This is a genomic window from Bacillus sp. V59.32b (assembly GCF_003429085.1).
Lineage (GTDB): Bacteria > Bacillota > Bacilli > Bacillales > DSM-1321 > Peribacillus.
Genome location: NZ_QVTC01000017.1, coordinates 16,863 through 30,800 on the forward strand (window position 1 = coordinate 16,863; position 13,938 = coordinate 30,800).

Annotated in this window: 19 protein-coding genes and 1 tRNA gene; 16 read left to right on the forward strand and 4 right to left on the reverse strand. The window is 40.6% G+C overall.

Going from position 1 to position 13,938, the window contains the following annotated elements; translation table 11 throughout:
• Both D0463_RS19300 and zupT read left to right on the forward strand, forming a co-directional pair.
• Entirely contained in the window at positions 1-156 is a 156-nt protein-coding gene (locus tag D0463_RS19300) for a hypothetical protein (protein ID WP_160118362.1), read from the forward strand.
• A 292-nt stretch (positions 157-448) separates the two neighbouring features.
• The gene (zupT, locus tag D0463_RS04835) at positions 449-1,258 is read left to right on the forward strand and encodes a zinc transporter ZupT (protein WP_117305722.1); all 810 of its coding nucleotides are present in this window, start codon (positions 449-451) and stop codon (positions 1,256-1,258) included.
• A gap of 165 nt (positions 1,259-1,423) precedes the next feature.
• Here the strand turns inward: zupT and D0463_RS04840 are convergent.
• Positions 1,424-1,497: transfer RNA gene (locus D0463_RS04840), tRNA-Arg, on the reverse strand.
• Between the two features lie 206 nt (positions 1,498-1,703).
• Between D0463_RS04840 and D0463_RS04845 the strand changes: the two genes are divergently transcribed.
• On the forward strand, positions 1,704-2,255 hold the full coding sequence (locus tag D0463_RS04845) for a GNAT family N-acetyltransferase (protein WP_117305724.1): 552 nt from the start codon (positions 1,704-1,706) through the stop codon (positions 2,253-2,255).
• A gap of 118 nt (positions 2,256-2,373) precedes the next feature.
• On the opposite strand, the gene D0463_RS04850 is transcribed toward D0463_RS04845, so the two are convergent.
• A complete protein-coding gene (locus D0463_RS04850; RefSeq protein ID WP_117305726.1) occupies positions 2,374-2,592 on the reverse strand; it encodes a DUF378 domain-containing protein in 219 nt (72 codons plus the stop codon).
• Between the two features lie 198 nt (positions 2,593-2,790).
• Between D0463_RS04850 and D0463_RS04855 the strand changes: the two genes are divergently transcribed.
• Positions 2,791-3,213, forward strand: coding sequence for a hypothetical protein (locus tag D0463_RS04855; RefSeq protein WP_117305728.1), 423 nt, complete (start codon positions 2,791-2,793; stop codon positions 3,211-3,213).
• Between the two features lie 71 nt (positions 3,214-3,284).
• Here D0463_RS04855 and lexA read toward each other — a convergent pair whose 3' ends face one another.
• Positions 3,285-3,908 carry a transcriptional repressor LexA gene (gene lexA, locus D0463_RS04860; RefSeq protein WP_117305730.1) on the reverse strand — a complete coding sequence of 208 codons (624 nt, stop codon included), beginning with the start codon at positions 3,906-3,908 and terminating at the stop codon, positions 3,285-3,287.
• Positions 3,909-4,067: 159 nt separating this feature from the next.
• Here lexA and yneA point away from each other — a divergent pair, with 159 nt between their 5' ends.
• The 11 genes from yneA (at position 4,068) to D0463_RS04915 (ending at position 12,613) form a co-directional block, all read left to right on the forward strand.
• Positions 4,068-4,376, forward strand: coding sequence for a cell division suppressor protein YneA (gene yneA, locus D0463_RS04865; RefSeq protein ID WP_160118363.1), 309 nt, complete (start codon positions 4,068-4,070; stop codon positions 4,374-4,376).
• 18 nt (positions 4,377-4,394) lie between these two features.
• Positions 4,395-5,051, forward strand: coding sequence for a YneB family resolvase-like protein (locus tag D0463_RS04870; RefSeq protein ID WP_117305735.1), 657 nt, complete (start codon positions 4,395-4,397; stop codon positions 5,049-5,051).
• Positions 5,052-5,117: 66 nt separating this feature from the next.
• The gene (locus tag D0463_RS04875) at positions 5,118-5,354 is read left to right on the forward strand and encodes a DUF896 domain-containing protein (RefSeq protein ID WP_117305737.1); all 237 of its coding nucleotides are present in this window, start codon (positions 5,118-5,120) and stop codon (positions 5,352-5,354) included.
• Positions 5,355-5,542: 188 nt separating this feature from the next.
• Positions 5,543-7,549, forward strand: a complete 2,007-nt coding sequence (tkt, locus tag D0463_RS04880) for a transketolase (RefSeq protein ID WP_117305739.1) — start codon at positions 5,543-5,545, stop codon at positions 7,547-7,549.
• A gap of 249 nt (positions 7,550-7,798) precedes the next feature.
• The gene (gene sirA / locus D0463_RS04885; RefSeq protein ID WP_117305741.1) at positions 7,799-8,239 is read left to right on the forward strand and encodes a sporulation inhibitor of replication protein SirA; all 441 of its coding nucleotides are present in this window, start codon (positions 7,799-7,801) and stop codon (positions 8,237-8,239) included.
• An 86-nt stretch (positions 8,240-8,325) separates the two neighbouring features.
• Positions 8,326-8,541: a YneF family protein gene (locus D0463_RS04890; protein WP_483295717.1), complete on the forward strand. Its 216-nt coding sequence runs from the start codon at positions 8,326-8,328 to the stop codon at positions 8,539-8,541.
• A gap of 357 nt (positions 8,542-8,898) precedes the next feature.
• The gene (locus D0463_RS04895; protein WP_117305743.1) at positions 8,899-9,111 is read left to right on the forward strand and encodes a phospholipase D-like domain-containing protein; all 213 of its coding nucleotides are present in this window, start codon (positions 8,899-8,901) and stop codon (positions 9,109-9,111) included.
• A gap of 162 nt (positions 9,112-9,273) precedes the next feature.
• The gene (locus tag D0463_RS04900) at positions 9,274-9,486 is read left to right on the forward strand and encodes a hypothetical protein (RefSeq protein WP_117305745.1); all 213 of its coding nucleotides are present in this window, start codon (positions 9,274-9,276) and stop codon (positions 9,484-9,486) included.
• Between the two features lie 46 nt (positions 9,487-9,532).
• Positions 9,533-9,712, forward strand: coding sequence for a hypothetical protein (locus D0463_RS04905; protein ID WP_117305747.1), 180 nt, complete (start codon positions 9,533-9,535; stop codon positions 9,710-9,712).
• A gap of 294 nt (positions 9,713-10,006) precedes the next feature.
• Positions 10,007-10,954: an MBL fold metallo-hydrolase gene (locus D0463_RS04910; RefSeq protein WP_160118364.1), complete on the forward strand. Its 948-nt coding sequence runs from the start codon at positions 10,007-10,009 to the stop codon at positions 10,952-10,954.
• A gap of 126 nt (positions 10,955-11,080) precedes the next feature.
• Positions 11,081-12,613 carry a class I adenylate-forming enzyme family protein gene (locus D0463_RS04915; RefSeq protein WP_117305751.1) on the forward strand — a complete coding sequence of 511 codons (1,533 nt, stop codon included), beginning with the start codon at positions 11,081-11,083 and terminating at the stop codon, positions 12,611-12,613.
• Between the two features lie 212 nt (positions 12,614-12,825).
• On the opposite strand, the gene D0463_RS04920 is transcribed toward D0463_RS04915, so the two are convergent.
• On the reverse strand, positions 12,826-12,978 hold the full coding sequence (locus tag D0463_RS04920) for an aspartyl-phosphate phosphatase Spo0E family protein (protein WP_254052713.1): 153 nt from the start codon (positions 12,976-12,978) through the stop codon (positions 12,826-12,828).
• A 227-nt stretch (positions 12,979-13,205) separates the two neighbouring features.
• Between D0463_RS04920 and D0463_RS04925 the strand changes: the two genes are divergently transcribed.
• Positions 13,206-13,913: a cytochrome c biogenesis CcdA family protein gene (locus tag D0463_RS04925; RefSeq protein ID WP_117305753.1), complete on the forward strand. Its 708-nt coding sequence runs from the start codon at positions 13,206-13,208 to the stop codon at positions 13,911-13,913.
• Positions 13,914-13,938 lie beyond the last annotated feature (25 nt).

Consider the following 13,938-nt stretch of genomic DNA (forward strand, 5'->3'; position numbering starts at 1 on the left):
TTGAAATGGTGTCTTGATCGTTTTGTGCTTGGTTTTGACGCTGAGCCTGTGCCTGAAGCTGTGCTTGAAGCTGAGCCTGAAGTTGATTTTGAGTTTGTTATTGTGACAGCGTTTGAGCGTTCATCTGTTGTTGTAATTGTTTTAAGATTTTTTTGAGAAGATCTCTGATGTCCGTCTGTCCGTTCTCCATTAATTAATACCCTCCCTTCAAATGTTCTAATTTATATAATGCGATATTCTGAAAACGATATGGACAAGCGCGAATAAAATGATGAAATCGCCGCACGGGGTAGGAATCACAAGTATAAACTGAAGCTAAAACTAAACAATTGTCAATTAGTTTACTTGGGTGTAAAATGTTTCTCATAGGAAACATTTATTGAGTTGGGCATAATGTGTAATTAGAGCTGATAAATGAAATTTTACGTTATAGAGGAGGAGAGCTATTTTGGATGAAAATCTGTTATTGGCATTTGGATTAACTTTATTTGCAGGTCTTGCTACGGGGATTGGAAGCATTCTGGCGTCTTTTACATCGAGGACAAATACGAAATTCCTGTCCATATCCTTAGGCTTTTCTGCGGGTGTCATGATCTATGTATCCATGATTGAGATCTTCGTCAAGGCAAAGGACGCCCTTACTGCCGCCAAGGGAGATGTAGTAGGAAACTGGCTCACGGTTGCCGGTTTCTTTGGTGGGATGCTTGTAATTGCAATGATTGACAAATTTATTCCTAAGCAAGGGAACCCCCATGAACTTAAGAAAGTAGAGGATATGAAGAAAGCGGGAAATGCCGGCAATGATCCTGATTTATTAAAGATGGGGACGTTCACAGCGCTAGCAATTGCTATCCATAACTTCCCTGAAGGAATTGCTACTTTCACTTCAGCCTTACAGGATCCCGCCCTTGGCATTGCCATTGCCGTAGCGATTGCCATCCATAATATTCCGGAGGGAATCGCCGTGTCCGTACCCGTCTATTTTGCAACTGGTGACAAGAAAAAAGCGTTTAAACTTTCCTTCCTGTCCGGATTATCCGAACCAGTCGGTGCGATTGTGGCCTATCTTTTCTTAATGCCTTATCTGAACGATTTAATGTTCGGCATCATCTTTGCAGGTGTCGCGGGAATTATGGTGTTTATATCCCTTGATGAATTACTCCCAGCTGCCCAGAAGTACGACGAAGCCCATTTATCCATCTATGGGCTGATTGGCGGGATGGTCGTTATGGCGCTAAGTTTATTATTGTTTATTTAAAATTCGCTATCTAATTGAAGTATTCAGAACAAAAGCCAGCAAATTGCTGTCCAACCCCAATCCGACCCCAAAATAATTTTTAATCGTCTATGTGGAGAATATTAATGAACGGAGCAAATAAGAAAACCCCTTGATACACAAGGGGTTTTCACTGTTTCATATAAGCGTCCCAGATAGGAATCGAACCTACGACCTACAGCTTAGGAGGCTGTCGCTCTATCCTGCTGAGCTACTGGGACATGATAAGTTTCACAGGGACTGTATAGTTCCCTATAAAATATGATAGCAACTTTTATATAATAACAATGCACGGGTGATTTATCAATCATTTTAACTAAAAAAATTATGTTAGAGATGGTTGTATAGAAAACAAGCAGGAAAAAGTGAAGCGCATCTAGAAAAGATTAGCGATTGGTATATGTAATACTATTCAAAGGAGACTAACATGACGGTAACTACTTCAAATCTATTTCACGGGGAATTTGTTAAACTATCAGCGGTAAGAGAGGGAGACGCTGACATAATGGCTAAGTGGGGAGAGGACCCGGAATATCTTCGTAATGTAGATACAGATACAGCTCTGCCTATCTCTAAACAGCAATATGAAAATGAAGGCGAGTCTGATCCGAACGAAGCCTACTTTCGTTTAAGAACGATCGAGGATGATGAATTAATTGGGTTTGGCGTCATCCACAGCATTGAATGGAACAATCGTGCCGGAATTCTATCGATAGGAATTGGGGAAGCCAAATACCGTAATAAAGGATATGGAACGGATGCCTTAAAGCTCATTCTCCGTTTTGCCTTTTATGAACTAAATTTAAACCGTGTAGGACTGTATGTGATTGAATACAACAAACGAGGAATACATGTTTATGAGAAGGCGGGATTTCAACATGAAGGGCGGAGAAGATCAGCTGTCCATCGCGACGGGAAAATGTACGATGGAATTATGATGGGGATTTTGCGCTCGGAGTGGGAAGCGACTCAGAAGTAATATATTAAGGAGTATAAAAGAGCACATGCAGGAAACCAGCCCATTCTAAGTTGATGGTCTGGTTTCTTTTGATTAGATCATTGGGCTCCGTGCCGGTTTTGCTCAAAAGGCAAAAAATTCATTCTGACTTAACCAGATCCCGTTCACCGACGGAATTAATAAAGGTTAAGGCATACAGGGCGCAAATTCCGACGACAACATAGATGATACGCGAAAGAATCGCATCCTCCCCGCCGAAGATTGACGCAACCAAATCAAATTGGAATAATCCAACCATTAACCAGTTTAACCCGCCGACAATCAACAAAATCATGGCAATCGTATTGAGCGTTCTCATCTGGAACCCCCTCCTTGTTAGCAGACTTTGTTAAGATGATACCCTTCCTAAAATGCCCTAAACAACTCGAAAAAATAAAGGGAGAAACAAAACATTAATTCAAAACAAATCATAATAATATTATGTAAACATACATCGAATTTTAAATATATATATAAACGTAGTATGATAGAGGTGAGCAAAATCTAAGGAGGAAATATGAAGGCTTTAAAAATTTTACTTTCTATTGTAGTTATTCTTGCCATTATAGGAGTCGGACTTTATTATGTCGGTACAAATATGGCGTCAGACAGATTGGTTAATGAAGTTTCGAATCAGCTTGAGAACAGCGGCGAAATGGATGAAATTAAACAAGCTATCGAGAGTGACCCGGAGCTTATGGCATTTGTAGAGGATGGCAAAAATGTCGACGAAAGCAAATTGCCTTTCACAACGAAAGAAGAGGCTACTAGGGTTCTGATCAATAAATTTGGCATTAATGGCTTAATGGAAATCCAGGAAAAGGTTCAAAATGGAACGATTTCCAGAGCAGAGCTGATGCAAGATGCGGAAAGCAAGCTGACAGAAGAGGAAATCCTCGCCTTAAAGGTCATTGCCTACAAAGAACTGAATGCGCAGTAAAATTATCTGAGTGAATTCAAAACAAAAAGCCCGTTCTGGGCTTTTTGTTTTGAATAAAGACAACTTGTGCCTTAATGGATCGTCCTGTATAAGCCGACGACTTTCCCGAGGATCGATACGTTTCTAAGGATAATCGGGTCCATATTCGAATTCTCCGGCTGGAGGCGTACATAATCTTTTTCTTTAAAGAACCTCTTAACAGTTGCTTCATCATCTTCTGTCATCGCAACGACAATGTCCCCGTTATTAGCGGTTTTTTGCTGTTTAACGATCACATAGTCTCCATCCAAAATCCCAGCTTCAATCATACTTTCTCCCATAATTTCAAGCATGAATATCTGCTCATCCTGAGGAGCCATGTTTTCAGGGAGCGGAAAATATTCTTCAATATTTTCAATTGCAGTAATCGGAATACCTGCCGTAACTTTACCTAATAAAGGTACATTAATGACACCGTTCTTGGGTATGGCTGCAGCTTCTTCAAGTTCCAAGATCTCAATGGCTCTTGGCTTCGTCGGGTCCCTTCTGATGAGCCCCTTGCTTTCTAATCTCGATAAATGTCCGTGGACTGTTGAACTTGAAGCAAGTCCGACAGCTTCTCCTATTTCACGCACGGAAGGAGGATATCCTTTTTTGCGAACTTCCTCTTTAATGAATCCCAGAATATCTTGTTGCCTCTTTGATATTTTTGTCATTTTCACCCACCCCATCTCAAATTCCTTGGCTTCATTATAGCATGTACATATACAAAATACAAACATAAGTTCGAATATTTTTGTTGACTTGAAACAAACGTTCGTATTATACTTAATTTATCAAAAGCGAACAAGCATTCTATAATGGAGGAAACATATATGAAAACATTGTTACAAAAACACTCTTATACCATTCTGCTTCTAGGCGTCGTATTTATTTTTTCTCTTTTCTTTTCTTTGAAGTCTGATAAACAAAATGTCGAGAACTATCTCTCGGTCACTGTGTCTTCGGGTGAAACTCTCTGGGAGTTGGCAGAGCGTTACGAAAACGACGATATGACAAGAAACCAATTCATTGATTGGATTGAAAAGCATAATGAACTGCAAGCCGAGTCCCTGAAACCGGGAGAGGAAATTGTCATTCCGATTGCAAAATCGGAAAATGTTAACCAGTTAGCCAGCGAATGATAAAGGGTTGGATAAAACATGAATGCTATTATTTATTGCCGGGTAAGCACGGAAAAAGAATCACAGGAAACCTCATTGACAAGACAGGAAGATGAATTAAAGCAGCTCGCTGCCAAACTGGGGCTTGGTGTCGCAGCCGTTATCAAAGAGCAGGCAAGCGGCTATGAACTGAATAGGGACGGTATTTTTGAACTGCTTGATCTATTGAAGGAAAAGCAGACTGAAGCTGTATTGATTCAGGATGAAACCAGATTGGGGCGCGGGAATGCCAAAATTGCACTTTTTCATGTGATCCTCAAGAATGGTGCCAGAATTTACTCATTGTCACATGACGGAGAAATAGAGATATCCGAGTCAGATTCAATGGTTCTGAAAATAGTGGGAATTGTTGAGGAATATCAAAGAAAGCTGCATAATCTGAAAATCAAAAGAGGCATGCTTCGGGCGGTCGATGATGGATATAAGCCGCAGAAAAATCTTAAAAATCAGGGAAACCCGGGGGGAAGAGAACGAAAGAAGGTCCCGGTCGAAGAGATTGCCAGACTCAGAGCCAACGGTCTGACCTTTGAAGAAATAGCCGCTACCTTAAGGGGATTTGGTTATTCCGTATCAAAGGCAACCGTTCATCGGAGATACTTGGAGTACGACAAAAGTGAACTTGACGGCGAAGCCTAGAACTTGTCTTTTTTCTTGATTTTATATAATATTGGCAGTATCAAAAATGTTGGAAGGAGCGAAATGATGCTGTCGAAAGAAAAAATGGCCCGAATTAACGAACTTTCCAAGAAGTCCAAAGAAGCCGGACTGACTGAGAAAGAAGCGAAGGAACAAACAAAGCTGCGAAGCGAGTATTTAGCTACCTTTAGGAATTCTATGGCAGACACATTAGAGAATGTTACGATAATCGATCCCGAGGGCAACGATGTTACCCCGGACAAAATAAAAGAAATCAAGAAAAATAAAAAGCATTTGCATTAATGATTTTCATTATGCCCCACCCATGAGAGAATGCATGAAGAATGTATTCTCTTTTTTTGGTTAAATATAAGAAAAGTCTGTGAAGCAAGTATGTAAAAATCTCGAGGAACAGAAAGGATTATAGTTGTCTTTATATAGAGCTACCTATAAAATATAAGAGTAATTATCAAGGAAGGGATGTTTTTTGCATGTTTGATAAGATTGATGCACTTTCCATCAGTACCATTCGTACTTTATCGATTGATGCTATTGAAAAAGCTAAATCCGGCCACCCCGGGATGCCAATGGGGGCTGCTCCAATGGCTTATACATTATGGACTCGGTACATGAACCATAATCCTAAGAATCCTGATTGGTTTAACAGAGACCGTTTTGTTCTATCCGCCGGTCATGGTTCAATGCTTCTTTATAGTTTATTGCATTTATCCGGATATGATTTATCCATGGATGACATAAAGAATTTCCGCCAGTGGGGAAGTAAAACTCCAGGGCATCCTGAACATGGGCATACGGCTGGCGTTGATGCGACAACGGGTCCCCTTGGACAAGGAATTGCAATGGCAGTCGGGATGGCGATGGCTGAGCGTCATTTGGCCGCTGCATACAATCGTGATTCTTTTCATGTCGTCGATCATTTTACATACGGGATTTGCGGCGACGGAGATCTAATGGAAGGTGTGTCTGCTGAAGCTGCGTCACTTGCGGCACATCTTAAGCTTGGAAAACTCGTGGTCTTATATGATTCCAACGATATTTCATTAGATGGAGATCTCCATAAATCCTTCAGCGAAAGTGTTGAAGGCCGATTTAAAGCTTACGGATGGCAGTATATCCGGGTTAACGACGGGAATGATTTACAAGAAATCGCAAAAGCGATTGAAGAAGCTAAGACTGATGATGACCGCCCTACAATGATTGAAGTCAAGACCATTATCGGCTTTGGTTCACCGAACAGATCAGGGAAATCAGCCGTTCATGGCGCTCCGCTCGGTGAGGACGAACGCAAGCTTACCAAGCAAGCTTATAAATGGACCTTCGAACAGGATTTCCATGTTCCTGATGAAGTGTACAAGCATTTCGAAGAGACCTGTATTGGAGAAGGCAATAAAAAGGAAGAAGAATGGAATAGCCTTTTCAATGATTATAAAAAGGCATATCCTGAGCTTGCCGCACAGCTTGAGACCGCAATAAAAGGCGAGCTTGCCGATGGCTGGGATAGGGAGATTCCTGTATATGAAGAAGGGAAAAGCCTTGCATCCCGTGCTTCAAGCGGTGAAGTCCTCAATGCAATCGCCAAAAATCTGCCAAGCCTTATCGGTGGTTCCGCTGACCTGGCAGGTTCAAACAATACAATGCTTAAAGGCTACGCTGATTATATGCCTGATGAATATGAAGGCAGAAACATTTGGTTTGGTGTGCGTGAATTCGCAATGGGCGCTGCACTGAACGGTATGGCTCTTCACGAGGGCATCAAAGTGTTCGGAGGAACGTTCTTTGTCTTCTCTGATTATCTGCGCCCTGCTATCCGTCTGGCCGCATTAATGGGCTTGCCTGTCACTTATGTATTTACTCATGACAGTATCGCGGTAGGGGAAGATGGCCCAACACACGAACCGATTGAACAATTGCCTTCACTTCGCGCCATGCCGAATCTTGGTGTGATCCGTCCGGCTGACGGAAATGAAACAGCCGCTGCATGGAGGATCGCACTTGAATCAACGGATAAACCGACGGCCTTGGTATTAACCCGCCAAAACCTGCCGACACTCAACACTACAGCTGAACTAGCTTATGAAGGCGTATCAAAAGGTGCGTACATTGTTTCTCCATCAGGTAAAGACCAGGATGATGCGCTCCTGTTGGCTAGTGGATCTGAAGTCAATCTTGCAGTAGAAGCTCAAAAGGCTCTGGCCAATGAAGGAATTGCAGTTTCGGTTGTAAGCATGCCTTCATGGGATCGTTTTGAAGTTCAATCCAAAGAGTATAAGCAAAGTGTCATTAATCCTTCTGTTAAAAAGCGATTAGGGATCGAGATGGCGACCCCATTCGGTTGGGATCGTTATACAGGGGACGAAGGCGAAATTCTTGCCATTAACCATTTCGGTGCATCGGCACCAGGAGCAAAAATCATGGAAGAATTCGGCTTCACAGTAGAAAACGTAGTAGCACGTGTTAAAGCGATGCTTCAAAATTAATATTCACTACCTACAAACCTGTCCCGTATTTTGGGGCAGGTTTTTTTCATGAATCTTGGTTATCAGCTGTCCCATATCTCAAATCGAAATCTTCAACAAGCAAATTAGTATAGAATCTAATAAAATCAAACAGCAAATTTCAGAAACTTGGTATTTCGACAAAAATAGAAGAGATTTTCACCATCAAACAACATAACTTTTTATTTTTCCAATATATAATGGCTAAAAGGAGTGCAGGAGGCAACTGGGATGAGAGAATATCGTATTTATCTGATTGAGGGTGAATTTGCACACCACTATTATGGAAGAGAGAAATTATTTTTCAATTTGTTTTTGGAGTATACTAATTCATCGGGGAAACAAAAGAGTATTTTGCAAAAACAAATCGAATATATCACAAAACCGGTTCCACTCGAAGCGTTGGTGAATATTTTAGAAATCCAATCCTTGAAGAAGAAGGGTTTTACCTGCAAAGAAGGGGTATATTATTTAGAAAAGAGTTATGGAAGAAGTAGAGCGGCCCTGAAACTCAATCGTGAATACATGGTTTTACAGGCTGAGGGAGACTTCGAAGCGGAAACGTCCTTTTTTGAGTGTATACGAAAATACGATTCCGACTTTCTCGCCATGGATCTGGAAAATAACCGCTACGGCTGGTTACAACCTATTAAAGAAAGAAAATTTGTGTAAAAGAGGGACAATTACAGCATGAATATTGTATAATATCCCTTGGTCTAGTACACTGTATGATAGACAACTTGAAGGAGGAAATTAGTATGTGGCAGTTAATTCTAGTTGGTGTTCTGGCATTGCTCGCTGGGATAGCACTAGGATTTTTCATTGCTCGCCGTTATATGATGAGCTACTTAAAGAAAAATCCGCCGATTAATGAACAAATGTTAAAAATGATGATGATGCAAATGGGGATGAAGCCATCCCAGAAGAAGATCAATCAAATGATGAGCGCGATGAACAAACAACAAACGAAATAAAGCGTTGGGAACGCTTGTCATAATGAGTTTTAGCGATTGATTGGTAGCGATTAATAAGCAAGATGACCGGAAAACAACTACCTGAAATAATCGTAGGTTAATCTTTTTAGTCATTTGCTCGAGAGTTGCATAATCTATCATATTTCCAAAACAAGACCACTTTTTCTGATGAATGATTCACAGAAAAGGTGGTTTTTTGTTGAGGTTAAAAGATGTAGTGTCACGAAACGCTGCTCAACAGCTTAACTTTGAGGATATTGTTTAGGTAGAGTTTTTGTAGGATGAAATTGTTAAAAATAGCAGGTAATCAACTCCTTTATGTAGAAGTTTATATGTAACACAGAAGGGGATGACCCAATGAATAAGGATAAGTTATTAAAAAAGCTTCAGAATGCCAGTCGGGGTAACTTTTTTTCGATGGAGATTGCAAAGGCTACTGAGGATGATGAGCATAAGATTGAAGAATTGGTGAAAGAATTAGAACGAGAGGGGAAAATTAAATTAAGAGAATGTGTGCAACGAGAATACTCCGTTTACTTATATGGAATCATTAAGTATGCATCCGAATAATCGGGTGCTTTTATTTCGATTAGACAATATAATAAGCTTAAATTTGGAGATAATGTTAAGATAGAGGTAGAAAATAAAACCCTTGGACAAAATAGCTAAAAGTGGATTGGAGGAAAGGTGTCACCTTTTGTCTAAATATAGATGTAAAAGGAGTGTTTAATAATGACTGGAATGACCACAATCACTTTCGCCAATAACCAAAAGGAATTAGATCGTAAAATTGAGCAAATTACGCAAAATCATGAACGTTGGAATCCTGAAAAAAGAGTCGAGATTTCTTACTTAGATCCAAAAGTAAACGATATTCATTTCATACCACACCAAACTACTCAATTACTCATCGGAATAAACATATTTGATAAACTAGAGGACTAAAAAAGCACTATAAAAACATACTTTTTATTAGGGAAGGGGTTTAAAGTTGGCAGATAAAAACAAATACAACATTGGAGAAAAAGTAAAAATAAAAACAACGGATGAATTAGTTACAATTAATAAATGGCAGTATGTGAAGAACATGAAGAAGTATTCTTATACAATAAAAGAACAACCATCTACTTTTTATTTCGAAGATGAATTTCAAAGTAGAAATGGTGAATAACCAAGTAAAGTCAGACAAGCACTCAGATAACCAATGAGTGTTTTTTTGTTTTGCGATACAGCTTAAGAAAATTAATGGCATGAGTATATGGGGGAACCCATATATTTATAGTAATCCAAAAAAATGAATGTTCATTCAGTGATGGCTATGCGGTCCTCAGGTGAGATAAAGAATAATAGCGAGAAATGATATTTATAGCAGGAATTCCCATAACACTACAGAATAATGAATAATATAGACAGAAAAGTCTGACTTTTTAACATAGCCAGTTTTCAAAAGAAAGGAGAAAAAGAGTTGGCCAATATTATCCCAATCACTGTTGAAACGCCTTTTGCAAATGGCTATGTTAACGCCTTTATTGTCGCCGGAAAGACAGCCACGCTAATCGATGCCGGCAATCCGGGGCAGGAATCATTCAAACAGTTAAAAAGCGGCATTGAAATGAAAGGCTTCCGTATCAGTGATCTTGATCAAATTGTTTTGACTCATATGCATACAGACCATAATGGTGGGGTCACATTTTTACAAGAAGAAGCTGGTCTGCCTGTATATGTGCATGAAAAAGGACAATTCATAATTGAAGAAGCGGGAACTGAATCGCGTAGAGTGGAGGAGTTTTTTAATCAGTTTGTTCATCAATGTGGAGCAGAAATACAAACTCATCAACCGATACGTGAATACATACCTGAAAATTGGAAGGATGTTCACTATTTAAAAGATGGAGACAACCTATCAATCGGCGGCGTGGATTTCGAAGTGATTTATGTTCCCGGCCACAGTCAGACAGATGTGCTTTTTTGGGATCCTGTAAGCAGGAATGCCATTGGTGGTGACCACATAATCGCTAATATGTCTATAAACGCTTTCGTGGAACCGCCTTCTCCTAATGAAAATCAGCGCCCCAAGCCTTTACTGCAATATCGGAAATCGTTAAAAAGAGTCCGGGAGCTGCCGATAAAGACGATTTATCCGGGTCATGGGGAGGCTTTTGGAGACCATGTTTCATTAATAGATAGAAGGCTGGAAGAGCAAGAGAAACGCTGCCTCCAAATCTGTGAAGTACTCCTAAAGGGTGCGAAAACGATTTATGATATTTCGATGGAACTATTTCCGCGCTTAAGAGATCGTACAGTTTTTCTCGGCCTGTCGCAAATCCAAGGCCACCTGGACTTGATGGAGTCCAGAGGCCAAGTAGAGGTATCAGCACGAAATTCCATCCTTTTCTACAGGCTGGTTAAATGATAGATTGTTAGAAAATAACGGAGGGGGTCGATGATCATAAGGGAATAACATAGAGTGTATGGGCTTAAAGATCAATTCGAGGCTAGCTTTCTTTAATAAAATAAACGGGGAAAAGGAGAGGTATCTATGAATCTTAAGCAGCTGTTGGAGACGAATATTCAAAGCTTTGGGGAATATCCGTTTCTTTACTACAACGAAAAGCAGTATACCAATACGGAAACGAGAAGCTACGCGGACCAGATCGCGGGAGGTTTAAAAGATCTTGGAATTCGAAGCGGTGACCGGGTCATGGTCTGCATGCCTAACTGTCCCGAGGTAATTTTTTCTTATCAAGGAATCGTAAGGGCAGGTGCGGTTATCGTGCCGGTCATGTTTACCTTGCATCCGAAAGAAATTCATTACATTGCCTTAAACTCAGGTGCTAAAGCGATCATCACATCATCACTCGTGAAAGAAAAAGTAGGGGAAGCGCTCGACGGTTTACCCATTCGGCCATATATCATTTCAGTTGACGAGCAACAAAATGAAAGCGCATACAATTTGTGGGATTTAATGAAAACCACTGAACAAGATAGCTATAAAGCCGGGATGGAGGCAAAGGAGGACGATACCGCCGTCATCCTGTACACATCTGGAACGACGGGCAGACCAAAAGGTGTGTGTTTAACACATAAGAATTTGTATTCCAATGCCTTGAATTCATTCAAGCATAATGAAACGGAACGGGATACGACCTTGGGTGTCCTGCCTCTGGCCCATGTGTTCGGCCTGACCGTCTCAAATATTTGTTTTTTAACAGGAAGTTCAATCGTTGTTTTTCCAAAGTTCGATCCAAAGGAAATATTAGCGGCGATAGGAAAGTATCAAGTAAAATCATTCTCAGGGGTTCCTGCGATGATCCACGCACTCGTTTCTTATCCATTGGCTGATCAATATGATTGTTCAAGCCTTGAATTTGTAGGATCCGGATCCGCACCACTGCCTATAGCTTTGATGGAGGCTTTTAGGGAAAAGTTCAAAGCGGATGTATTTGAAGGGTACGGCTTATCGGAGGCGGCACCAGTTGTCACCTCACACCGCAGGGATCTGGCTTATAAGCCTGGATCAGTAGGTGTACCTATTCCAGGAGTAGAAATAAAGATTATTGATGAATCGGGTATAGAACTTCCGCGCGGGCAGGTTGGGGAGCTTTTGGTCCGGGGAGAAAATGTCACACCTGGTTATTTTCAAAATGAAGAAGAGTCAAAGCGAGTCCTAAAAGATTCCTGGCTTCATACGGGGGATTTGGCAAAGATTGACGAAGAGGGTTACTTATTTATCGTCGATCGAAAAAAAGATCTCATTATCCGGGGAGGTTTCAATATATATCCTCGGGACGTAGAGGAAATTTTGAATGCACATGAAAAAGTATCGGAAGTGGCGGTCGTCGGACTTCCGGATGAAAGCATGGGGGAAGAAGTAGTTGCGTGTATCGTCAAAAAACCCGGTGTTGAATTGAGTGAGAGTGAAGTCATTGAATACTGCCAGAAGCATCTCGCTAAAAACAAAACCCCGAGAAGGGTATTATTTATTGAGGCACTGCCAAGAAATGGAGTTGGGAAGATTTTGAAAACGCATCTAAGGAAAACGGCAGGAGATTTAATGGTTCAAGAACAATAACTACTGGACAGGAAATATAATACAGACAATAGAAATGATCAAGCACAATAGGTAATGGATAATAGGCAGATTAATTCCCCAATTGGTGAGTTAACTGTCTTTTTTGCGGTTATGTAAGACGAAAGAAGGGAGGGAACTGGGTTTTCCGATATGGTTTCAAGGAATTAGGGGCAGAGGATTGTGTAAGACGAAAGATAAGTCTTTTGAATCCGTCAAGAATCCTTTTGATCATACTGGTTGAGCAGTTGATCCAGCTCCTGGCTCGTTTTGAGAGTTACACTAGAGGATAAACCGTGCTTGGAAACGATTTGGACTAACTCTAATCTCTTCTTTTCAATTTGTGCAAGAAATTCGCCTTTTGTCACAATAACCTGTCCTTTCCCGTGGGACTTCTTCATAGAATGGTAAAAAGGTGCATAGATATAGTAGAAGGGTAAGTATATCAAAATTATTATAAATGCTGATGGAAATAAATTCAAATACTTTTCTGCTACATTTTCAAGCTTGTGAATGATCACAAATGATTCAATATCTTTTTCACAGCCGGTTTGTTAAAATAATGATAGATTTTAGAAGCTAGGAGTTGGCTTACTTGAATGATGTGAACGTTTTTCTTGCTTTTGGGGCTGGGTTTTTAAGCTTCATTTCCCCGTGTTGTCTGCCGCTTTATCCGGCATTTCTTTCATACATAACCGGTATGAGCGTAGGCGATATTAAATCGGAAAATGCAATGCTTCAGAGACGAAGCATGCTGCATACTTTGTTTTTTCTGCTGGGTTTTTCCATTATATTTATTGCCCTAGGTTTCAGCGCCTCTCTGTTAGGACGGTTTTTTGAAAACTATCAAGACCTAATCAGGCAGATCGGCGCTCTTCTTATTATCTTTTTCGGTTTGGTCATTATCGGTGTGTTCCAACCGAAATTCTTAATGCAGGACAAACGCTTTGAATTTAAGAACCGCCCAGGCGGATATTTCGGTTCTGTGCTAATAGGTGTGGCATTTGCTGCAGGATGGACGCCGTGTATGGGGCCGATTCTTGGTGCCGTGGTTGCTATGGCAAGCACGAATCCGGAATCTTCGATTGTTTATATGATCGCGTATATATTAGGCTTTGCCATCCCGTTCTTTATCCTTTCCTTCTTCATCGGTAAATTAAAATGGATTAAGAAATACAGTCATAAAATTGTCAAAGTTGGGGGATATTTGATGATCGTAATGGGTGTCATTTTGTTTTTCGGCTGGATGGAGAAGATCATTTCTGTTTTCATGAAACTCACCGGAGGCTTTACCGGATTTTAGGCTTGTCAGTGTTCCCACGTGTTTC

What these genes read in the sequence shown, in the direction of transcription:
- D0463_RS04845 (WP_117305724.1), top strand. Translation starts at nt 1,704, where the DNA reads ATGACGGTAACTACTTCAAATCTATTTCACGGGGAATTTGTTAAACTA.
- D0463_RS04850 (WP_117305726.1), bottom strand. Translation starts at nt 2,592, where the DNA reads ATGAGAACGCTCAATACGATTGCCATGATTTTGTTGATTGTCGGCGGG.
- D0463_RS04855 (WP_117305728.1), top strand. Translation starts at nt 2,791, where the DNA reads ATGAAGGCTTTAAAAATTTTACTTTCTATTGTAGTTATTCTTGCCATT.
- lexA (WP_117305730.1), bottom strand. Translation starts at nt 3,908, where the DNA reads ATGACAAAAATATCAAAGAGGCAACAAGATATTCTGGGATTCATTAAA.
- yneA (WP_160118363.1), top strand. Translation starts at nt 4,068, where the DNA reads ATGAAAACATTGTTACAAAAACACTCTTATACCATTCTGCTTCTAGGC.
- D0463_RS04870 (WP_117305735.1), top strand. Translation starts at nt 4,395, where the DNA reads ATGAATGCTATTATTTATTGCCGGGTAAGCACGGAAAAAGAATCACAG.
- D0463_RS04875 (WP_117305737.1), top strand. Translation starts at nt 5,118, where the DNA reads ATGCTGTCGAAAGAAAAAATGGCCCGAATTAACGAACTTTCCAAGAAG.
- tkt (WP_117305739.1), top strand. Translation starts at nt 5,543, where the DNA reads ATGTTTGATAAGATTGATGCACTTTCCATCAGTACCATTCGTACTTTA.
- sirA (WP_117305741.1), top strand. Translation starts at nt 7,799, where the DNA reads ATGAGAGAATATCGTATTTATCTGATTGAGGGTGAATTTGCACACCAC.
- D0463_RS04890 (WP_483295717.1), top strand. Translation starts at nt 8,326, where the DNA reads ATGTGGCAGTTAATTCTAGTTGGTGTTCTGGCATTGCTCGCTGGGATA.
- D0463_RS04895 (WP_117305743.1), top strand. Translation starts at nt 8,899, where the DNA reads ATGAATAAGGATAAGTTATTAAAAAAGCTTCAGAATGCCAGTCGGGGT.
- D0463_RS04900 (WP_117305745.1), top strand. Translation starts at nt 9,274, where the DNA reads ATGACTGGAATGACCACAATCACTTTCGCCAATAACCAAAAGGAATTA.
- D0463_RS04915 (WP_117305751.1), top strand. Translation starts at nt 11,081, where the DNA reads ATGAATCTTAAGCAGCTGTTGGAGACGAATATTCAAAGCTTTGGGGAA.